General features: G+C 66.3%; 17 protein-coding genes and 1 tRNA gene. 11 read left to right on the top strand and 7 right to left on the bottom strand.

What is annotated here, in order from left to right; genetic code table 11:
- Positions 1-123: 123 nt before the first annotated feature.
- Genes ftsY through OY559_RS05170 form a run of 3 tightly spaced genes read left to right on the top strand, consistent with a single transcriptional unit; the run spans position 124 to position 2,629 of the window.
- Positions 124-1,317, top strand: coding sequence for a signal recognition particle-docking protein FtsY (gene ftsY, locus OY559_RS05180; RefSeq protein WP_277729011.1), 1,194 nt, complete (start codon positions 124-126; stop codon positions 1,315-1,317).
- Positions 1,307-2,356 (top strand): A/G-specific adenine glycosylase, encoded by a 1,050-nt coding sequence (gene mutY / locus OY559_RS05175; RefSeq protein ID WP_343228763.1) that lies wholly within the window; start codon positions 1,307-1,309, stop codon positions 2,354-2,356. Before ftsY ends, mutY begins: the two co-directional genes overlap by 11 nt.
- 3 nt (positions 2,357-2,359) lie before the next feature.
- Positions 2,360-2,629, top strand: a complete 270-nt coding sequence (locus OY559_RS05170; protein ID WP_142123731.1) for an oxidative damage protection protein — start codon at positions 2,360-2,362, stop codon at positions 2,627-2,629.
- Positions 2,630-2,719: 90 nt separating this feature from the next.
- On the opposite strand, the gene OY559_RS05165 is transcribed toward OY559_RS05170, so the two are convergent.
- A complete protein-coding gene (locus OY559_RS05165; protein WP_277729009.1) occupies positions 2,720-3,175 on the bottom strand; it encodes a DUF6491 family protein in 456 nt (151 codons plus the stop codon).
- Positions 3,176-3,354: 179 nt separating this feature from the next.
- Here OY559_RS05165 and OY559_RS05160 point away from each other — a divergent pair.
- A tRNA-Phe gene (locus OY559_RS05160) sits at positions 3,355-3,430 on the top strand.
- 92 nt (positions 3,431-3,522) lie between these two features.
- Here OY559_RS05160 and OY559_RS05155 read toward each other — a convergent pair.
- Positions 3,523-4,377, bottom strand: coding sequence for a PA4780 family RIO1-like protein kinase (locus tag OY559_RS05155; protein WP_277729008.1), 855 nt, complete (start codon positions 4,375-4,377; stop codon positions 3,523-3,525).
- A 95-nt stretch (positions 4,378-4,472) separates the two neighbouring features.
- Here OY559_RS05155 and OY559_RS05150 point away from each other — a divergent pair, with 95 nt between their 5' ends.
- Positions 4,473-5,183: an rRNA pseudouridine synthase gene (locus OY559_RS05150; protein WP_277729007.1), complete on the top strand. Its 711-nt coding sequence runs from the start codon at positions 4,473-4,475 to the stop codon at positions 5,181-5,183.
- A 147-nt stretch (positions 5,184-5,330) separates the two neighbouring features.
- Here the strand turns inward: OY559_RS05150 and OY559_RS05145 are convergent, their stop codons facing one another.
- On the bottom strand, positions 5,331-5,591 hold the full coding sequence (locus tag OY559_RS05145) for a hypothetical protein (RefSeq protein WP_277729006.1): 261 nt from the start codon (positions 5,589-5,591) through the stop codon (positions 5,331-5,333).
- 342 nt (positions 5,592-5,933) lie between these two features.
- On the opposite strand from OY559_RS05145, the gene OY559_RS05140 reads away from it, so the two are divergent.
- Positions 5,934-6,344 (top strand): hypothetical protein, encoded by a 411-nt coding sequence (locus tag OY559_RS05140; RefSeq protein WP_277729005.1) that lies wholly within the window; start codon positions 5,934-5,936, stop codon positions 6,342-6,344.
- A 13-nt stretch (positions 6,345-6,357) separates the two neighbouring features.
- Here the strand turns inward: OY559_RS05140 and OY559_RS05135 are convergent, their stop codons facing one another.
- From OY559_RS05135 to OY559_RS05120, 4 genes are all read right to left on the bottom strand, one after another.
- Complete coding sequence (locus tag OY559_RS05135) at positions 6,358-6,873, bottom strand: Rid family hydrolase (RefSeq protein WP_277729004.1); 516 nt, start codon at positions 6,871-6,873, stop codon at positions 6,358-6,360.
- A 324-nt stretch (positions 6,874-7,197) separates the two neighbouring features.
- Complete coding sequence (locus OY559_RS05130) at positions 7,198-8,661, bottom strand: MFS transporter (protein WP_277729003.1); 1,464 nt, start codon at positions 8,659-8,661, stop codon at positions 7,198-7,200.
- Positions 8,662-8,785: 124 nt separating this feature from the next.
- Complete coding sequence (locus OY559_RS05125; RefSeq protein WP_277729002.1) at positions 8,786-11,329, bottom strand: glycoside hydrolase family 3 protein; 2,544 nt, start codon at positions 11,327-11,329, stop codon at positions 8,786-8,788.
- Between the two features lie 131 nt (positions 11,330-11,460).
- Complete coding sequence (locus OY559_RS05120; protein ID WP_277729001.1) at positions 11,461-14,235, bottom strand: TonB-dependent receptor; 2,775 nt, start codon at positions 14,233-14,235, stop codon at positions 11,461-11,463.
- Positions 14,236-14,447: 212 nt separating this feature from the next.
- On the opposite strand from OY559_RS05120, the gene OY559_RS05115 reads away from it, so the two are divergent.
- The 5 genes from OY559_RS05115 to dxs all read left to right on the top strand — a co-directional run bounded on the left by OY559_RS05115 (position 14,448) and on the right by dxs (position 21,076).
- Positions 14,448-15,899 carry a glycoside hydrolase family 30 protein gene (locus OY559_RS05115; protein WP_277729000.1) on the top strand — a complete coding sequence of 484 codons (1,452 nt, stop codon included), beginning with the start codon at positions 14,448-14,450 and terminating at the stop codon, positions 15,897-15,899.
- 82 nt (positions 15,900-15,981) lie between these two features.
- A complete protein-coding gene (locus OY559_RS05110; RefSeq protein ID WP_277729925.1) occupies positions 15,982-16,455 on the top strand; it encodes an LEA/WHy family protein in 474 nt (157 codons plus the stop codon).
- A gap of 42 nt (positions 16,456-16,497) precedes the next feature.
- Positions 16,498-18,294, top strand: a complete 1,797-nt coding sequence (locus tag OY559_RS05105; RefSeq protein ID WP_277728999.1) for an acyl-CoA dehydrogenase C-terminal domain-containing protein — start codon at positions 16,498-16,500, stop codon at positions 18,292-18,294.
- Positions 18,295-18,388: 94 nt separating this feature from the next.
- Positions 18,389-19,042, top strand: coding sequence for an HNH endonuclease (locus OY559_RS05100; RefSeq protein ID WP_277728998.1), 654 nt, complete (start codon positions 18,389-18,391; stop codon positions 19,040-19,042).
- 126 nt (positions 19,043-19,168) lie between these two features.
- Complete coding sequence (gene dxs, locus OY559_RS05095; protein ID WP_277728997.1) at positions 19,169-21,076, top strand: 1-deoxy-D-xylulose-5-phosphate synthase; 1,908 nt, start codon at positions 19,169-19,171, stop codon at positions 21,074-21,076.
- Positions 21,077-21,084: the final 8 nt, after the last annotated feature.

The following is a 21,084-nucleotide window of genomic DNA, read 5'->3' as shown; positions in this document are numbered from 1 at the left end:
GCGATGACTCCACGGGGTTTCCAGCCTCGATATCGGCCGCCGCCGGCCCCACTTTAGCCCGGCGTCCACGGCCGCCCGACAGCCGGGTGGTAGCATGTCGCCCTCTTCGAGATACCCCCTGAAATGATCGGTTTTTTCCGCCGCAAGAAGCCCCAGGACGGCCCGGACGCCGCCCAGACCCGCCCCAGCACCGAAGAACTCGCCGCCGCCTTCCCGCGCGCGCCGGGCGAGATGCTGCCGACGGACGCACCCCCGGCCGCCGCTGCCGTAGTGGATGAAGCGGTATCGAAGACGGACGCGCCCAACGACGATGCCAGCGCCCTGTCCGAACCCGCCGCTGCTGCATCACGAGCAGATGAGCCGGAACCCGCCGATGCCGCGCCCGCCGCGCCGGCCGGCAAGTCAGGCTGGCGTGACCGCCTGCGCCGCACCAGCGCCGCGCTCGGCCTGGCCGGCCTGTTCACGCGCAACCCGCGCCTGGACGACGACCTGCTGGACGAGATCGAAACCGCCCTGCTGACCGCCGACGTGGGCGTGCCGGCCACCACCGCCATCATCGAAGACCTGCGCAAGCGCATGAAGGAGCGCGAGTTCGCAGACGCACAGGCCTTGCTGAAGGCGCTGCGTGCCGACCTGATCGCGCTGATCACGCCGGTCGCCAGACCGCTGGTGATCGACACCAGCCGCAAGCCGTTCGTCGTGCTGACCATCGGCGTCAACGGCGTGGGCAAGACCACCACCATCGGCAAGCTTGCGCGCCGCTTCAAGCAGGACGGCCACAGCCTGATGCTGGCCGCCGGCGACACCTTCCGCGCCGCCGCCGTCGCGCAGCTGCAGACCTGGGGCGAACGCAACGGCGTGCCCGTGGTCGCACAGGGCCAGGATGCGGATCCGGCGTCGGTTGCCTTCGACGCGCTCCAGTCGGCCAAGTCGCGCGGCTTCGACGTGCTGATCGCCGACACCGCGGGCCGCCTGCATACGCAGACCGGCCTGATGAGCGAACTGGGCAAGATACGCCGCGTGCTCGGCAAGATCGACGAGAGCGCGCCACACGAAGTGCTGATGGTCATCGATGGCACCACCGGCCAGAACGCGCTCTCGCAGCTGCGCCAGTTCCATGCCGCCGTCGGCGTCACCGGCCTGGTGGTCACCAAGCTGGATGGCACTGCCAAGGGCGGCGTGGTGTTCGCGCTGGCGCGCGAGTTCGGCATCCCGATCCGCTACGCCGGTATCGGCGAGCGCGTGGAAGACCTGCGCGTGTTCGATGCGGAAGCCTTCGTCGATGCGCTGTTGCCGGAAGCGCTGGGTGCCGGCTGACACCTTCGCCCAGCGCCTGCTGGCCTGGTTCGACCGGCACGGCCGCCACGACCTGCCCTGGCAACATCCGCGCACGCCTTACCGCGTTTGGCTGTCGGAAATCATGTTGCAGCAGACACAGGTGGCCACGGTCATCCCGTACTTCCTGCGCTTCGTCGAGCGCTTTCCCACCCTGCCCGACCTGGCCGCGGCTTCCACCGATGACGTGATGGCGCACTGGGCGGGGCTGGGCTACTACGCCCGCGCCCGCAACCTGCATGCGGCGGCGAAGGCCTGTGTCGCGCAGCATGGCAGCGACCTGCCACACGATTTCGACGCGCTGCATGCACTGCCCGGCATCGGGCGCAGCACCGCGGGCGCCATCCTGGCACAGGCGTGGAACGACCGTTTCCCCATCCTCGATGGCAACGTCAAGCGCGTGCTGTCGCGCTTCCACGGCATCTCCGGCTGGCCCGGCCTGCCGGCGGTGGAAAAGCCATTGTGGGCACTGGCGGAAAGGCACCTTCACGACGTGCCCGACGGCCGCCTGGCCGACTTCACGCAGGCGCAGATGGATTTCGGCGCCACGCTGTGCACGCGCACCAGGCCAACCTGTGCGATGTGCCCGCAGCAGGACGACTGCGTGGCGCGCCGCGATCGCCTGGTCGACAGGCTGCCCACGTCCCGTCCCTCGAAGATGCTGCCGGAGCGGGAAGCCGTGGCGTTGTGGCTCGAGAACGCCGACGGCGACATCCTGCTGCAACGGCGTCCGGAAACCGGCATCTGGGCGTCCCTATGGACGCTGCCGCAGGCGGACACCGACACAGGCATGCGCGACTGGTTCGCGCACGAAGTGCAGGGGTATTACGACGATGCCGAGGAACTTCCGGTGGTGGTGCACACCTTCAGCCACTACCGTCTGCATCTGCAGCCGATGCGGGTACGCGGGGTCGCCCTGCGCGGCAGGGTGCGCGACAATGACGATCTGCGATGGGTCGCGCGCGGCGAACTCGCCAAGCTGGGCCTGCCCGCGCCGATCCGCAAACTGCTGGGAAATTGACCGATGTCGCGCACCGTCTTCTGCCAGTACGAACAACGCGAAACGGAAGGGCTCGACTTCGTTCCCTACCCCGGCGACCTGGGCAAGCGCATCTACGCGAACATCGGCAAGCCGGCGTGGGCGGCCTGGCTGGCTCACCAGACCATGCTGATCAACGAGAACCGGCTGTCCCCGCGCGATCCCAAGCATCGCGCCTTCCTTGAAGTGGAACTGGAGAAGTTCCTGTTCGGCGGCGGCGCGGACAAACCGACCGGATACGTGCCGGAGTCCTGAACTGCGCCACCCCTGCTGTCCTGCCGGGACAGCGTGGTCCGGCATCGCGTCACGGGACGAGGCCAGGAAAGCGACAGCTTTCCTGCGCAATCACCGCTTTCCAGCTTCCCGCTCCACGGCCGCGGCTTCGCGCAGTTCCTTCTGGCTGGCGCGCAGGGCCTTCACGTCCAATGGCCTGATGGTCTCGATGCGGCAGGGAATATTGATGCTGGAGGTGCCAGCCCCCAAGGGGATCACGTCGTCGAACTTTGCCGACACCCGACTGCCGAACTGGGTCACGGATATCGCAGTGGCATAGTCCAGGTCCTGGCAGGGGCCGGACAGCTCCAGCAGATACCCTTCGCTGGGCTTGGTCCATACGGCGAGCGCACCATCGCCCAGCGGCGTCCAGCCATTGAGCCTGCCGAAATACTTGAAGTCCTTGACCGGCTCCCCGGCATGCCCGCGGTAGAAGGCGAGTTTTTCGGCATCGGTCTGCTGGCCGTCGGTCGCGCAGGCGACCAGTCCGGTCGCGATCAGCAGGGCGAAAGGAATCAGGCGTTTCATGGTCGTCCTCTGTCGGTGCGCTGAGAGGCGCACTCCCGAGGTGCATGATGCCCCCGCCCGGCGCAGCCTGCGGCGGCCGTCGGACCCGCCATTCAGGGGCTGTCCGGCTTGCCATCGCCTCCACCGGTCCGTATCATTGCCGCTCTTCGCGCCGGCACTGCCGCACCGCGACAGATCCTGGCCTGGTAGCTCAGTTGGTAGAGCAGCGGATTGAAAATCCGCGTGTCGGTGGTTCGAATCCGCCCCGGGCCACCATTCATTCCGAAGGGCCTGCCGCAAGGCGGGCCCTTTTGTTTTACCTGCGCCCAGGGCTGCGCTGACGCGCCCGATCCCGCACCCTCATCGTGTTACTCCGCAGCGGCCGCTTCCCTGCCCTGCTGGCGGATGATCGCTTCCTGCCGCGCGTCCTCGATGGCGTGCCGCACGCTGTCCACATCCACGCGCGACGCGTCGTGGGCGAACAGGCCGGTCAGCTCCGTATCCGGGCGCAGGGCGCCTGCTTCGTACAGCGCCCACATCTCCTCGCCATACCAGGTATCCAGCAGCTCCGGCGCGTAGCGGCCCAGGCGCGCCGTCAGGGCATTGACGTCGCGCAGCAGCAGGCGACGACTGGCGTTGTTGCCGGCGGCGCTGACCACCTGCGGGAAATCGATGATCACCGGGCCTTCCCCGCCGACCAGCACGTTGTACTCCGACAGATCCCCGTGGATCAGACCGGCACACAGCATCTTGACCACCTCGCGCACCAGGAAGCGGTGGAAGTCGCGTGCCTGCTCCCGGGTGAGGTCCACCTCGCCCAGGCGGGGCGCGGAGTGGCCGGTGGCATCGGCGACAAGTTCCATCACCAGCACGCCGTGCACATAACCGAACGGTTCGGGCACGCGCACGCCGGCATCGCGCAACTGGTACAGGGCGTCGACCTCGGCGTTCTTCCATGCCACTTCCTGCTGCTTGCGCCCGTAACGCGTGGCCTTGCCCATCGCACGCGCCTCGCGACTGCCGCGGACCTTGCGGCCTTCCTGATACAGCGTGCGCTGCTGGAAACTGCGCTGCGCCATGTCCTTGTAGACCTTGGCGCAGCGGACTTCCCCGCCCGCCTCCACCACATAGACGGAAGCTTCCTTGCCGCTCTTCAGCGGGCGCAGCACGCGGTCGATCACACCATCATCGATCAGCGCTTGCAGTCCTGGGGGCGTTTTCATGCGGTCCTGGCGGGAAATGAAGATGATCGACGAAGATTCGACGCGGGGCGTCCCCGCTATCTTTACACTAGCCGCCCTGAAACGCCGGTGTTCCCATGCCTGAACCCATCCGCCTTGCCAAGCGTGTCGCCGAACTCACCGGCTGTTCGCGCACGGAGGCCGAGCAGTACATCGAAGGGGGCTGGGTCACCGTGGACGGTGAAACGGTGGAGACGCCGCAACACCCGGTGACCACCGAGCGGGTGGAGATCGATCCGGCTGCCGAACTCACGGCCACCGAGCCGGCCACCCTGCTGCTGCACAAGCCTGAAGGCATGGCCTGGCAGGATACGGCCGCCCTGGCCACCCCGGCCACGCACCTGCCCGGGGACGACAGCGGCGTGCGTGCGCTGAAGCGCCACTTCCATCGATTGACCCCGCTGATGCCGCTGGATACCGAAGCCAGCGGACTCATGGTGCTGAGCCAGGATGGCCGCGTGTGGCGCCGCCTGACCGAGGACTATGCGGAGATCGAGCAGGAGTTCGTGGTGGAAATCCGCGGCAACACCGACCCGTACACCCTCAGCAGGATCGGCCACGTGGCCACCTACCAGGACCGTGGACTGGCGCCCTGCAAGGTCAGCTGGCAGAACGAGGTGCGGCTGCGTTTCGCGATCAAGGACGTACAGCCGGGCGAACTGAGCCATCGCTGCCGCGCAGGCGGGCTTGAGGTCGTATCGATCCGGCGACTCAGGATTGGCCGCATTGCGCTGTCGAAGATGCCGGTGGGCCAATGGCGCTATCTGCCGGTGGGTGCGCGCTTCTAGGCTTGCATCACGGGACCGGCGGCTCGCCGCGACGCCGGACGCCCTGCAAACGGCTATCCGCACCAGCAATACGCGGCCCCGGGTCGGCGGCTATCCCACTCGGCGCACCAGGTCGGGCCTGACAGACGGCAGAGCGCTGGCACGGGATTACGAGCGCGGGGTTGCGTTGCGCGCACGCAGGGCGCGACTCGGCGCATCGCGATCCATCTGCAGTGCATCTGCGTGCGACGCCTCATCGCGCTCGCAGGAGATGCAGTCGCGCGGTTGCTGCGCCTGCACCCCGCCCGCCTCGCAGTGCGACAGGGCCCGGTCCGGATTCCTGCCATTGCCATGGAACCAGGCCGCCAGCAGGATGACGGCAGCACTGCACACCCCGGCGATGAAACGGGAGTTCGCGTCGAGCGGCATGGTGGGAAAGTCCTTGGGAAGTTCGGGTGTCCAGGGCGGGCACTGTGCGTGCGCAGGCCGGGCGTCGAGATCAGATATCGCCGCACGCGGTCCGATCCGGACAACGGCGAACCCCATCGTCGACCACGGGAGGGGCGCAACGCTCTCCGGACTTTTGCGCAAGGCGGGTCGTACCCGATCAACCCGGCTCAACGCGCCCATCGTGGAGTTCCAGCTCCACCCTCCGGTATCGCCCCACTTTGCCGCATCGGGCCATTCGAGCCCTCATGCCACCGCGCCACGCAGAATCCGTCATGCTCCGCCTATCCTGCGTAGCTCCGTTCCCGACGTTTTCCGATCTCCATGACGAACGCCCCTGCCTCCGCCCCCTACGCTGTCGGCCAACGCTGGCGCTGTCGTGGCCGCGGCGCCAGGGAGACGCCGGTACTGACGATCAATCGCATCGATCCACACCCGCTGGGTGGCGAGATCCTGCACGTCAGCGTGAGCGAAGCGCGCATCCGCCACCCCGGTCTGCCTGCCGGCGTCATCACCACCTTCGCCCATCTGCCGATCATCGGCCAGGTACTGGAACGCAGCGGCGCCGAACGGGTCGGCCAGGGCGCCATCGACCCGGCCTACCTGGACGGCTACGGCGAGTGGAAGCAGGCCTTCGATGCCGGCCAGGCCGGCTCCTACGGCATCAGCCTCGCGGAGATCCTGGATCTGATCGAAGACATGCTGGCCAAGCGCAGCGGCTCGGCGGCGCGCTGACGCCAGCACGCACTCAGGGCGTAGCCGGGCGCGGCTTCGGCTTCGGAATATCCGCCTTCGGCGCACGCCCGGATCCGATCATCGCGATCGCGCGCATCTCCACCACCGCACCGGGTGCGAGCAGCGCGCTGGTGCCGACCGCACTCCACGCGGGGTAGTTCGCAGGGAAGAACTCGTGGTGGATCGGGGCGAAGCGGGCGAACTCGGCCTGGAAGCTCTGTGGATCAGTCGGGCCGGTGTGGAAGGTCGTCAGTTCCACGACGTCGGCGTAGGTCGCGCCGGCCTGTGCCAGTTGCTTTCCCAGCCCAACGAACATGCGGCGCACCTTCTCTTCGTACGTCCCCGGACCGGCGGCGGGAATGCCGGACACGATCACCATGTCGCCCACTTTCACCACGGGCGTGTAGTGCCAGTCGTGGTAAGCCGCTTCGTGGCCGGGAGTGGCGAAGTGTTCGCGCGTCGGGGCTTCCTGCGCCGTGGCGTGGAAGGCAACAAGCGATAGCAGCAGGCATGACAGGCGCGGCAACATGTGCGTGACTCCGGAGGAAGTTTCACAGTCTTGCTCCGCCCGAGGCCTGCGCCATGTCCCATCCGTCACGCCGCCGGCCCGTCCATCCTCAATGGCCGGCACGCAGCGATCGCACTTCATGGAGTCCCCCCAACAGTCTCCATCGACGCAGCCGTCTGCGTCCTTCGTCGCCATGCCTGCCCCGGAAGCCAGATCCAGGAGGGCGATGTTGCTCCTTTGCGCGCGAGGGCAAAGGGACGGCAACCAAAAAGAAAAGCCACCGGGCTGGAGAGTGGCCCGGTGGCTTGGGGATGCGCGCCGGCCTCTCTCCGGCGCGCACCGCACTCAGTGGCCGCTGCCCGCGGCGAGCTTGTCCAGGTCGATGCCCTGGTTGCGCAGCGTACGGGTCGCGGCGATGGCGTAGAACGCCAGATACGCAAAGCACGCCACGCCGACGATGAAGCTGTAGTGGATGCCGACCTTGTCCGCCAGCGCTCCCTGGGCCCAGCTGACGATGCCGCCGCCCATGATCATCATGATCAGCAGACTGCTGCCCTGGTTGGTCTTGTTGCCAAGGCCCGTAATGGCCAGGGCGAAGATGCACGGCCACATGGTGCTGCAGAACAGGCCGACGCTGATGAAGGCCACCACGCTGGTCCAGCCGGTGGTGAACATGCCGATCAGCAGCGCCGCGATGCCGCAGAGGGCGAAGTACAGCAGCATGCGGGCCGGGTTGCCCCCGCTGGCCAGCGTCGCCAGGATCATCAGCACGATCACCGCGGCGTAGCCGAAGAACTGCGACGGGTCGTGGCCGGTGATCGCGTTCACCGCCAGGAACACGCCGAACGCCAGGTACGGCAGGATCAGCATCAGCATCTTCTTTGCGCCTGCACCGATATCGAATGCACCGGCCGCGCCGCTCCAGCGGCCGATCATCAGGCTGGCCCAGTACAGGGAAACGAAGGGCGCGATCATCGAGGTATCGATGCCCAGCCCTCCCTTTTCTACGGGCAGCTCCAGATAGGCCGGCAGGTTGTCGATGGTCGAGACCTCGACACCCACGTAGAGGAAGATGGCGACCATGCCCAGCACCAGCTGCGGATACGAGAGCGCCGACTTCTTGTGGATCAGCTTGCCACTGTCCTGGGCTTCGCTTTCGGACAGTTTCTCCAGGTCGATATGGTTCGGGACCGACGAGAACTTCAGGAAGATCGCAACCAGGATGAAGGCCGCGCCGAGCACCAGATACGGCGTCTTGACGCTTTCAATGCTGGCCTCGGTGTTGCCGGCCGTGACGCTGCCGAAGATCGCCACGCTGACCAGCAACGGCCCGATGGTGGTGCCGAAGTTGTTGATGCCGCCCGCCAGGGTCAATCGCTGCGCGCCGGTCTTGGGGTCGCCCATCACGATGGCCAGCGGATTGGCAGCGATCTGCTGCAGCGAGAATCCCAAACCGACGATGAAGAGACCCGACAGCATCAGATTGAACGAACCCGTGTTGGCCGCGGGATAGAACAACAGCGCGCCGAGCGCCGAGATCACCAGGCCCAGGCAGATGCCGTTCTTGTAGCCGATCTTGTTGAGCACGTCCTGGCCCATCGACTTCGAGATGGCGACATAGATCAGCGACCCCACGGTATAGGCGACGTAGAAGGCCAGCGCCACGTACATGCTCTGCGCCTGCGTCAGGTCGAACGCTTTCTTGAACACCGGTATCAGGATGCCGTTGCTCGCCGCAACGAAACCCCAGAAGAAGAACACGGTGATCAGCACGCCGAACTGCGACCATCGGGTGGTTTGTGTGGTCATGGATTGGTATGCCTGCTGGTATGGGATCCGGACGGAACGGCCAGCCTACGGGGCGGCCGCGCGATTGCAACTTGCACTGCGTCAGCGCCCCACGGTGGTGCCGCGGGGCGCTGCTGGAGCCGTCTTACTGCGCGCACTTCACCGCATCGGCAGCGTCGGCCGCGCCGGCGACCACCTGGATGTTGGTGAAGGCCGCGGCGAATGGCGCGTCGGCGGTGATGCTGAAGGGCGTATCCACACCGCTCAGGTCCGCGCCCAGCTTGCCGAAGCACGCCAGCGGCACCTTGACCGTCTGCTTCCTGCCGACGGCATCCCCGGAGAAGGTCGCGGTGAGGTCCAGGCTGGCGCCGCAGTTCGCACCACACCGGACGGTGAACTGCACCGGCTTGGTCGGCGCTTGCCTGACGATCACGTCGAACTGCACGGCACCGCGTGCGGTCGCCATCGCGGCGAGGTTGTTCTTCGACGGATTGCGGGCGAAGAATCGCGCCGGTGCGAGCCAGGTCACTTCCTTGGCATCCTGCTGCGTGTTGACCTGCACGGTGGCGACCTGCAGCGCGGGCTTGGCCTGCGGCCAGTGCCGGGTCGCGTTCATGTCCGACCCCACGGCCTGTTCGTCGCTGCCTGCGCCCATCTGCAGGGTGAAGGGTGCGACGTCGGACTGGTTGAACACGCCCATCGCGGTGGCTTCACCGCAACTGGCCGCACTGTCTTCCGGCAGCTTGCCGACAGTGCTGTTGTCGCCATAGCGCAAGCCGGTATCCAAGGCGAACTGCGGCGTGCTGCCGGATTTCGGACAGGCCGCGGCCGGCCACGGGAAGGTCAGCTTGCCTTGGAAATCATGCGCCGGTTTGCCGTCCGCACCCGCGACCAGCACATCGGTGACGCCCTTGCCTTCCGTGCCCGGCAGCCACGCGGCGACGAAGCTGTTGGAGAGGTTGATGAGGTCGTTGGCGTACAACGCGCGGCCGGACAGGAATACGGTGACGACGGGCTTGCCGCTGGCCGCAGCCGCCTTCAGCGTGGCCAGGTCTTCCGGATGACGGCGGCTGTGCGCCATCGTGTCGGAAGGCACGATGTCGCCATTGGTCTCTGCATACGGCGTCTCGCCGATCGCGGCCACGATGACATCGTAGCTGGCCGGATCCACGCCTTCGGCACTGTCGCGCAACAACACGTTCGCCTCGCCCAACTGCTCGCGCAGGCCGGCGGCGATGCTGTCGGCATTCGGGAAGTCAGCGTTGGTGTTGTCGGTACCCTGCCATGTCAGCGACCAGCCACCGGTCTGGTTGGAAATGCTGTCGGCGCTCTTGCCGACCAGCAGCACGCGCTGGCCCTTCTTCAACGGCAGCGTGCCGCCGTCGTTCTTCAGCAGCACCAGCGACTCGCGCGCGGCGCGACGGGCCAGCTCACGATGTACCAAGGCCTCCGGCTTCCCAGCGTACTGGCTGGCCGATGGCTTGTGGTCCCACAGCCCGGCGCGCAGCTTGACGCGCAGGATGCGGGTGACGGCGTCGTCGATGCGCGCCTGCGGGATCTCGCCCGACTTCACCTGCCCGATCGTGTTGGTGATGAAGGACTTCCATTTGTCCGGCACCATCACCATGTCGATGCCCGCATTGATCGCTTGCGGGCAACTGTCGTCGCTGCAACCGGTGACCTGGCCGATGCCGTTCCAGTCGGAGACGACGAAGCCATCGAAGCCCATCTTCTCCTTCAGCGCCACCGTCAGCAGGTCGCGCGTGCCGTGCATCTTGCCGTAGTCCTTGCCTGCGGCGACGTCGTTCCAGCTGTTGAACGACGCCATCACGGTCTGCACGCCCGCCTCGATGGCGCCGTAGTAACCCTGCCCGTGGATATTGATCATCTGCGACTGCGTCACCGTCGCGTTGCCCTGGTCCTTGCCGCCATCGGTGGCACCGTCGCCGATGAAGTGCTTGGCGGTCGCGACGACATTGCCGTCCTTGTCCAGCACGCCCTGCATGCCCTTGACATAGGCGGCGGCGTACTCGCGGATCAGTGCCGGCTGCGAAGAGTAGCTTTCGTAGGTGCGCCCCCAGCGGGCATCCTGCGCCACGGCGACAGTCGGCGCGAACGTCCAGGCCACGCCGGTGGCGCGGGTGGACTGGCCGGTGGCTTCGGCGATGCGCTCGATCAGTTCGACATCATGCGCGGCACCCAGGCCGATGTTGTGGGGGAAGATGGTCGCGCCGTGGACGTTGCTGTGGCCGTGCACGGCGTCGGTGCCCCAGATCACCGGCACCGGGATCTTCGCATCGGTGGACATCGACGCGTCGTAGTAGGCATCAGCCAGCCTGACCCAATCCTCGACCCTGGCGTGCTTGTTCATCGCAGGCCATGAGCCACCGCCATTGAGCACCGAGCCGATGTAGTACGTCCGCACCTCGGCCGGCGTGATCGACTTGATCTCCGGCTGCACCATCTGGCCGATCTTCTGCTCCAGCGTCATGCTGGCGAGGATTTCCGCCGCACGTGCTTCCACGGCAGGATCCTTGGCGAAACGGCTCTTCAGCGCCGGCCAGTCCTTCAGTTCCGCGGCATCGCTCACAGTCGCATCGGCGGGCTTCTGTTCGGGCTCTTTCTTGGCCGTACACGACAGGCAGGCCAGCAGACTGGCTCCCAGCAGGGTCACTCGGATCGGATTCACTCGCTTCTCCCTTGGATGAAGGCGCTGACGACATCCCCGACAGGATCCGCGCCTTGACGAAAAGTCCGACGGGACGCAGGGCCAGGCCCCGCATCCCGTCAGGTACTGCGGCTATCGACGGACAGGCGCGGTCACAGCTTGTAGCGGAAGCCCAGCAGATACTGGCGGCCGTACTCGGTGTACTCCTCCGGGAAGAACAGGTCCGGATGCGTGCCGGAACTGACTTCGGTACGGAAGGGCTCGTTGTTGACGTTGTTCACCTGGAACAGGATCGACAGGCCCGACAGACGGCTGGATTCCGGGAAGTCGTAGCCCAGCTGCAGGTCGATCGTGCGCTCGTTCAACGTGTAGCGGTACGTGCGCTGGTTGAAGATCGAGCCGTACTCGCCGCGGTACGGGTCGCGGAAGCGCTGGCTGACACGCGCCGAGAAGCCGTGCTTCTCGTAGTACACCGTGGCGTTGGCGACGATCTTGGACAACCCCGGGAACGTGTCGGTGCCCGAACCGATGCCCGGGCCGTCAGGATCGATCGACGACTCCGTGTACGACGCGTTGAGCAACAGGCCGAATCCGTCGAGCGCATCGTGGATCAGCTCGCCGCCCAGTGCGGTGGAGAACTCGTAGCCGCGCATGTAGCCGCCGGTGCCATTGGCCGGCGTGGAGAACAGACCCATGTTGGACGCCGGCGGCTCATCACCCTCGTAGTCGTAACCGGAGAAGTCCCATGGGATCTCGCGCGTATAGATGTACGAATCCATGTCCTTGTAGAACGCAGCCAGCGCGACATAACTCGCTTCGCCGAAGTACTTCTCGATCGAAAGATCGTAGGCGTTGGCGCGGTACGGCTCGAGCGCCGGATTGCCACCGCTGCCACGCCATTCGGACGGACCGCCCTGCGACGTCTGCACGTAGACACTGGCGCGGGCGCCCATGTCGTTGATGCGCGCGCGCATCATCTCCCGGGCGGCACCGAAGCGCAGGTTCCATCCGTTGCCGAAGTCCGCCACCAGGTTGAGGCTGGGCAGGATGTCGCCGTACGACGCACCCGCAGTGCCGGCCACGAGCGCCTGGCCGTTCTCGTTCTGCTGGACGACGACGCCTTCGGACGTCTGCTCGGTGCGGATGTACTGCACACCGGCATTGCCGCGCAGGCGGACCGCATCGGTGAGGTCCATGTCGAGGTTGGCCTTGAAGTAGAACGTCTTCACGTCCTCTTCGGTGATCGCGTCCTTCTGCAGGTCGTCATTGGACTCGCTGAGGTACACGTCGTAGTAGCGTGACAGCAGGGCGCGCGGATCGTAGGTGATGACGCGGCCCATGCCGGCGAACCCGAGATCCGTCGGCGTGGACAGCAACGACGGATCGATCAGTGTCGGCGTGCGACCGGGAAGGTCGGCGAAGTAGACCTCCGCACTCTTCTCCTTGGTGCGCTTGCTGACGTGGACGCCGGCATCCCAGCTGCGCAGGAAGTCGGACGACTCGATGACGTGGTTCACGGCCACGCGGAATGCCTTCATCTCGTCCTTCTGGTGGCTGTCCTCCAGGCGGCCGTCATGGCCCCAGTTCTGCGGGTCGCGCAGGTACACAGCGGCGGGATCCGCCATGTCCGGCAATGCGTAGTAGCCATACCCGGGCGAGAGGCGCGCGCGGAAGTCGGCAGACACGCCGCCCAGGCGGCCCGCATAGGTCTCGAGTTTCGAGTCCTCGACCTTGGCGCGCGAGTAGCTGAGGTCGGTGGCCAGCGTCCACGTCTCGTTGAGCTTGAACTCGTTGTTCCAGCCGGCCGAGAACAGACGCGACTCACGGGTGTTGTTGTCGTTGCGGATCGCCGGCTGGATGCCGTTCAACGTGCCGCCGGTGACCACCGGCGTGCCGTGGTAGTCCGTCGTGCTCACGTTGCTGTAGCTGACCGCGCCGCCGTTGAACCAGGGGTCGTTGCTCCACATCGCACCGCGCATCCACTCTTCCTGGTCGAAGCGCGATGCGTACACGTCCAGCACGCTGTGCCAGCGGTCATTCGGCTTGAACTCCAGCACGGCCATGACGCCATCGCGCGTGGTGTCGCGCGATTTCACCCAGGCTTCGGCACCCTGCAGCGCGATCGCATCTGCAGGCTTGCCGGCCTGCGGCGCGCCCCACATGTCGGTGTTCGCCCACCACCACGACTTGTAGTGCTTTTCCTGGAAAGGCGCATCCATGCGCGCCACGCCGATCGCGAAGCCCACGGTATCGTTGGCGAACTGGTCGACATACGAGGCCGACACGCGGTAGCCCTTGTTGTTGCCGCCTTCGGTCAATTCGTCGAACGAGTTCACCTCGCCCTGGCCGGTGAACACGATGCGTTGCTCGCCGAACGACAGCGGGCGGATCGACTGCAGGTCGACCGTGCCGGAAATGCCCTGGCCGATCAGCGATGCATCCGGGGTCTTGTACACCGTGACGCCATTGATCAGCTCGGCGGGATACTGATCGAGTTCGACGCCGCGGTTGTCGCCGGTGGTCACCTGCTCGCGGCCATTGAGCAGCGTGCCGGCGAACTGTTCGGACATGCCACGGATGTGGATCACCTGTCCGCGGCCATCGAGACGCTGCATGGTCAGGCCCGGCAGGCGCGAGATCGAGTCCGCGATGCTGATGTCGGGCAGCTTGCCGATGTCTTCGGCAGAGATCGCCTCGACGATCGAGGCGGACTCGTTCTTGGTCTCCACCGCGTTGGCGATGGCGGCACGGATGCCGGTGACTTTCACGGTATCCAGGGTTTCGACGGTCTGCTCGGCAGGAGAAGCTGCCTGCTGTGCGCTCGCGAGGCCCGGCAATGCCAGCGCCAGGCAGCAGGCAGCGGCCAGATGATGTTTGCGCAGCGCGCGACGCGAGGATGGATTTGCGATGTGGTTCAAGTGCTTCATCTGGTCCCTCTCCGACCACTGTTGACAGCGCTGTCATATAGAAGCTTCAATGCACTGTCAACAAATTCCTAACAAACGTGACATATGGGCGCATGCAGGATCGGTTTTCCTTGTCGCGCGGCCATGCGCCTAGAAAATTGCGCTGCGCTGCAGCACCCACTTTGCGTGGACTCCGGGAGGGGTTCGCGTATCCCCAGCGAGAGGATCCCGCCATGACACGACAACGCATCCGACGACTTCGCCGCGCCTGCCTGACGTCCGCCCTTGCACTCATGTTCGGCCCGTTGGCGCACGCACAGGAGGTCTCGGTGTGGATCACCACGGCGGACCACGAGATCGCGCTGTCGCCGTCGACACCTGCCCGGTTCCGCGACGCTGCGTCGGCGGGAAAGTCTGGAATCCTGATCGATGACGCACAGCGATTCCAGGAGATGGTGGGTTTCGGCGCCTCGCTCACCGATTCATCCGCCTGGCTGATCCAGCACAGGCTCAACCAGCGGCAACGCGATGCCCTGCTGGAGGAACTGTTCGGCCGCGACGGCAATGGCCTGGGCTTGAGTTTCTCCCGGCTGACCATCGGCGCATCGGATTTCTCGCGGCACCACTACAGCCTGGCGGATGCACCCGACGGCAAGCCGGACCCCGGACTGAGGCATTTCAGCATCGACGAGAACCGGAGCGACGTGATCCCGGTGGCGCGCGCGATGCTCGCCATCAATCCGCAGCTGAAGATCATGGCGTCGCCGTGGAGCGCGCCCGGATGGATGAAGGACACCAACAGCCTGATCCAGGGAACGCTGCTTCCGCAGTACTACGATGCGTTCTCGCGCTACCTGCTCAGGTACGTGGATGCATACGCCGGGGAAGGCATACCGATCTTCGCGCTGACCGTGCAGAACGAGCCGGATTACGAGCCGAAGGACTATCCCGGCATGCGGTTGAACGCGCCGGCACGCGCGCGCCTGATCGGCGACCACCTGGGTCCGATGATCGCGGCGCGCGGCAATGGCCCGTTGATCTTCGACTGGGACCACAACTGGGACAAGCCGCAGGAACCGCTGGGCGTGCTGGCCGATGCGAAGGCCAATCCGCACGTCGCGGCGGTGGCATGGCATTGCTACGGCGGCGACGTGGCCGCGCAGTCGCCGGTGCATGATGCGTTCCCCGACAAGGACGCCTACATGACCGAATGCTCCGGCGGCGACTGGGAACCGGTGCGCAGTGGCGGCCTGCCCCTGCAGATGAAGAACATCATCATCCGCAGCGCACGCCACTGGGCGCGTGGCGCGCTTTTCTGGAACCTGGCGCTGGACGAGAACAACGGACCTTACGCAGGGGGCTGCCATACCTGTCGCGGCGTGGTCACCATCGATTCGCGTACGGGTGCGGTCACCCGCACCGACGAGTACTACGCGCTGGCGCACGCCAGCCGCTTCGTGCGTCCGGGCGCGCACCGGGTCGCCTCCAGTGAGGCAGCCGACGACCTCGACAACGTCGCGTTCCGGAATGCCGACGACGGTTCGCTGGTCTTGCTGGTCGCCAATTCCGCGGAGCAGTCGCGCCGCTTCAGCGTCGGACAGGAGGGACGGGTGTTCGACTACACCCTGCCCGCACGCAGCGTCGCCACGTTCGTCTGGAAGCCTGACGCAGTGCAGCACGACTGATCCGCCTCCTGCCCGGGGACTGTCATCCCCGCTGCCATACGCCGTAGTATCCTGCCGCATTCCCTCACGGAGCGGCGGCATGATGCGACGTACTTCCCTGCTGGCACTGCTGGCGGCCACGGCCCTGTTGGGCGGTTGCGGCGATGGCATGGTGCGGCGCGTTTCCGATCCCGCGGTCAGCGTGCAGCAGCTCACGGTGAAGGCCGACGGCCAGTGGTCCGTCGACCTGCGCCTGCAGAACTACAGCAGCATTCCCATGCGGTTCGACTCCGTCGACATGGACGTGCAGGTCGGCGACCAGAATGCGGGCAAGCTGCGCGCTACGCCTGGCCTTTCCGTGGGCCCCGAATCGGCCGACGTGGTCACGGTGGCATTCGCACCCAGCAGCGCCGGCCGCATCGTGGTGGCCGACGCCCTCGCCGGTCGCCGCGCCCTGCCCTACACATTGAAGGGCAGCGCCAGCGCGACACCGGAAGAAGCGAAACCCCGCACGTTCGACATCGACACCCGCAACACCCTCAACCCTGTCCCCGGCCTGGATGGCGTGCTGCGCTGAGCGCCGCCCCGCCCGCCCCTACACGTCTTCTCGAGAACCTGCATGCCTGCGTCCTACAAAGCCCCCCTGACCGATCTCCGCTTCGCCCTGTACGACGTGCTTGGCGTGGAACCCCTGTTCCAGCGCCTGGGCTACACCGAGGCGACCCGCGACATCCTCGATGCCGTTCTGGATGAAGCCGCGCGCTTCGCCGAAACTGCGCTGGCACCCCTCAACAGCATCGGCGACGAAGTCGGCAGTACGCTCGACAAGGCCACCGGCGAAGTCACCACGCCGCCGGGTTTCAAGGAGGCATACACGCAGTTCGTCGAGGGCGGCTGGACCGGGCTGACCTCGTCGCCCGAGTTCGGCGGCCAGGGATTGCCGCACACGATGGGCGTGCCGCTCAACGAACTGGTCAACGCCAGCAACCTGGCCTGGGGCAACTTCCCGCTGCTGTCGCACGGCGCCGTGGAAGCGCTCAAGCACCACGGCGAGGCATGGCAGCAGGAGGTCTTCCTGAAGCCGCTCGTGGAGGGCCGCTGGACCGGCACCATGTGCCTGACCGAGCCGCATTGCGGCACCGACCTCGGCCTGCTGAAGACCAAGGCCGAACCGGACGCCGATGGCAGCTACGCCATCACCGGCACCAAGATCTTCATCACCGCCGGCGAGCACGACCTGACCGACAACATCGTGCACCTGGTGCTGGCGAAGCTGCCGGATGCACCGGCGGGCGCGAAAGGCATCTCGTTGTTCGTCACGCCGAAGTTCAAGGTCGCGCGCGACGGCACGGTCGGCGAACGCAACTCGGTGGCCTGCGGCTCGATCGAACACAAGATGGGAATCAAGGCCTCGGTCACCTGCGTGATGAATTTCGACGGTGCGCAAGGCTACCTGGTAGGCCAGCCCCACAAGGGCCTGCAGGCGATGTTCACCATGATGAATACCGCACGCCTCGGCGTGGGCCTGCAAGGCGTCGGGCTGAGCGAACGCGCCTACCAGAATGCATTGCGCTACGCGCGCGAACGCCTGCAGACGCGCTCGCTCAGCGGCCCCAGGTTCCCCGACAAGCCGGCCGATCCGATCATCGTCCACCCCGACGTACGCCGCATGCTGTTGACGATCAAGTCGCTGATCGAAGGCAGCCGACTGCTCGCGCTGCACGCCGGTACGCTGATCGACATCGCCAACCACGCCGAAGACCCTGCCGAACGCGAGCGCGCCGACACCCTGGTGAGTTTCCTCACGCCCATCTCGAAGGCATGCCAGACCGAATGGGGCATCGAGAACACCTACCACGCGCTGCAGTGCTTCGGCGGCCACGGCTATATCCACGAACACGGCATGGAACAGCTGGCACGCGATGCGCGCATCACCACACTGTATGAAGGCACCACCGGCATCCAGGCGCTCGACCTGATGGGGCGCAAGACCGCGTCCACGCAGGCCGCCGGCCTGAAGCTGTTCCTGGCGGACGTGCATGCCTTCGTCCAGCAACACAAGGACGATGCGTCGCTTACCGAGTTCATCGACCCGCTGCAGCAGAAGGCCGCCGAATGGGCCGGCCTGACGAAGAACGTCCTGCAGCGAGCCGCCGCGAACCCTGAGGAGATCGGCGCGGCCAGCACCGACTACCTGTTCTATTCCGGCTACGTCGTGCTGGCCTACTGGTGGGCGCGCAGCGTGGCCGCCGCCGATGCCTCGACGCACGGCGATGCGTTCAAGCAGGCCAAGCGCGAAACTGCGCGGTTCTACTTCGCCCGCATCCTGCCGCGCACCCTGGCCCACGCCGCCGCCATCGAATCCGGCGCGGACACGCTGATGGCCATGGACGAGGCGCGCTTCGGCGAGGCGTAATCCGGCCCACGAGGAGCGCGGACAACGCGCTCCTCGTGTGAAAAGCCACGCGCGATACACATTTCGTCAACATTTGGGTATAACCTGCTCCTCCATGGAAGCAGACAGAGCTCAGCTTCACCTGGTCAAGACCGGTTCCCTCCCAACGCCGGTCCCGTCTCCGTCGTCGCCCCGTCCCCACCCCGCCACCCTGCGGCTGCTGTCGCTGGACGCGCATGGCCGCGTGCTCGACTGGATCAACTGGCAGGATGCGACCTGCCTGTACGCACGCGGCGCGGTCGCATGGACACTGGGCGACCCCTGTCTGCATGTGCACGGTGGCATCTCGCGGCTGACCGGCGAACAGAGCCTGATCGAATTGCATCCCATCGTGGCCTCGCGCGGCCACGCCCGTGCGCATGCCCTGTCGCCCACGCCGACGCTCACCAACACCGCCCTGTTCGCCCGCGACGCGCACCTGTGCCTGTACTGCGGCCACGAATACTCGCGCCCGCACTTGACCCGTGATCATGTGCTGCCGCTGTCCAAGGGCGGCCGGGACATCTGGGAAAACGTGGTGACCGCCTGCTTCACCTGCAATTCGCGCAAGAGCAACCGGACCCCGCAGCAGGCGCACATGCCGCTGCTTGCCGTGCCATACCGGCCCAGCTGGATCGAGCACCTGATCCTGTCGAACCGCAACATCCTGGCCGACCAGATGGCTTTCCTGAAGGCCCAGCTGCCGAAGAAGTCCAAGCTGTCCGCCTGAGCGGGGCCAAGCCCGGCCGCGACCTTGCTGAACCGCCCCGGCCGGCCCCATGCCGGCTTCACGTGCTTGCTTGCCCCACTTCACATCAGGGGGGGACAATAACGGCTCAGAACAAGCCTGCTGCCGATGATCGCCCCCGACCGCTACCCCCGTCTGTCCCGCATCCATGTCCCGGCCGACCTGCGCCAGTTCGATGAAGCCGAACTGCCCGCCATCGCCGAGGAACTGCGAGGCTACCTGATCGAGTCGGTCGGCAAGAGTGGCGGGCATTTCGGAGCCGGCTTGGGCGTGATCGAACTGACGGTCGCGCTGCACTACCTGTTCGACACCCCGCGCGACCGCCTGGTGTGGGACGTAGGGCACCAGACCTACCCGCACAAGATCCTGACCGGCCGCCGCGACACCATCCACACGGTAAAGCAGAAGGACGGCGTGGCGCCGTTCCCGAAGCGCGAGGAAAGCGAGTACGACACCTTCGGCGTGGGCCATTCGTCCACCTCGATCTCCGCCGCGCTCGGCATGGCCATCGCGCTGCAACAGCAGGGTGACGACCGCAAGGTGGTCGCCGTGATCGGCGATGGCGCGATGACCGCCGGCATGGCCTTCGAGGCGCTCAACCACGCTGGCGGCATGGAGCCGGAGCCGAACCTGCTTGTGATCCTCAACGACAACCAGATGTCGATCTCCGAGAACGTCGGCGGCCTGACCAAGATGCTGGGCCGGCTGAGCAGCAGCCGCACGCTCAACGCGCTGCGCGAGGGCGGCAAGAAGCTGCTGGGCGACAAGAAGAAGCCGCCGGCGCGCTTCATGCGCCGCTGGGAAGAGCACTGGAAGGGCATGTTCGTGCCGTCCACGCTGTTCGAGCAGATGGGCTTCCACTACACCGGGCCGATCGACGGGCACGATGTCGAAGCGCTGGTCGGCGCGCTCAAGACGCTGAAGACCCTCAAGGGCCCGCAGCTGCTCCACATCCTGACCACCAAGGGCAAGGGCTACGAGCTGGCCGAGGGCGACCAGATCGGCTACCACGCGGTGGGCCCGTTCGATCCGGAGAAGGGCCTGGTCAGCAAGGGCGGCGCGAAAAAACCGACCTACACCGACATCTTCAGCGACTGGCTGTGCGACATGGCCGCCGCCGAACCGAAGCTGCTGGGCATCACCCCGGCGATGCGCGAGGGCTCCGGCCTCGTGCGCTTCAGCAAGGAATATCCGGAACGCTACTTCGACGTCGCGATCGCCGAGCAGCATGCGGTGACGCTGGCGGCCGGCATGGCCTGCGAAGGCAGCAAGCCGGTGGTTGCGATCTACTCGACGTTCCTGCAGCGCGGTTACGACCAGCTGGTGCACGATGTGGCCATCCAGCAGTTGGACGTACTGTTCGCCATCGACCGCGGCGGCGTGGTCGGTCCCGACGGCGCCACCCACGCCGGCAACCTGGACCTGAGCTACTTGCGCTGCGTGCCGCACATGGTGGTGATGGCGCCTGCCGACGAGAACGAATGCCGGCAGATGCTCAGCACCGGCTATCACTTCAATGGGCCGGCGGCAGTGCGTTATCCACGCGGCACCGGTCCCGGCGTGGCGCTCGAATCGAACCTCGACACGCTGCCGATCGGCAAGGCCGACCTGCGCGTACGCGGCAGCCGCGTGGCACTGCTCGCCTTCGGCTCCACCGTCGCCGCCGCCGAGCAGGTCGGCCGCGAGTTGGGCCTGACCGTGGTGAACATGCGTTTCGTGAAGCCGCTGGATCGCGACCTGGTACTCGAACTGGCGAGGACCCACCAGGGGTTCGTCACCATCGAAGACAATGTGGTGATGGGCGGCGCGGGCTCCGGCGTCGCCGAACTGCTCAGCGCGGAAGACGTGTCGCTGCCGGTGCTTCACCTGGGCCTGCCGGACGAATTCCAGCACCATGCCAGCCGCGAAGATCTACTGGCTGAAGCCGGCATCGACGCCACCGGCATCCGTGCCGGTGTGCTGAAGCGCTGGCCGGCGCTGGCCGCCACGCAGCCGCCGAAGACCGCCGCGGGCTGACCGCCACG

It is taken from the genome of Pseudoxanthomonas sp. SE1 (genome assembly GCF_029542205.1).
Classification (GTDB): domain Bacteria; phylum Pseudomonadota; class Gammaproteobacteria; order Xanthomonadales; family Xanthomonadaceae; genus Pseudoxanthomonas_A.
This window is presented reverse-complemented; position numbering and strand designations above follow the sequence as displayed.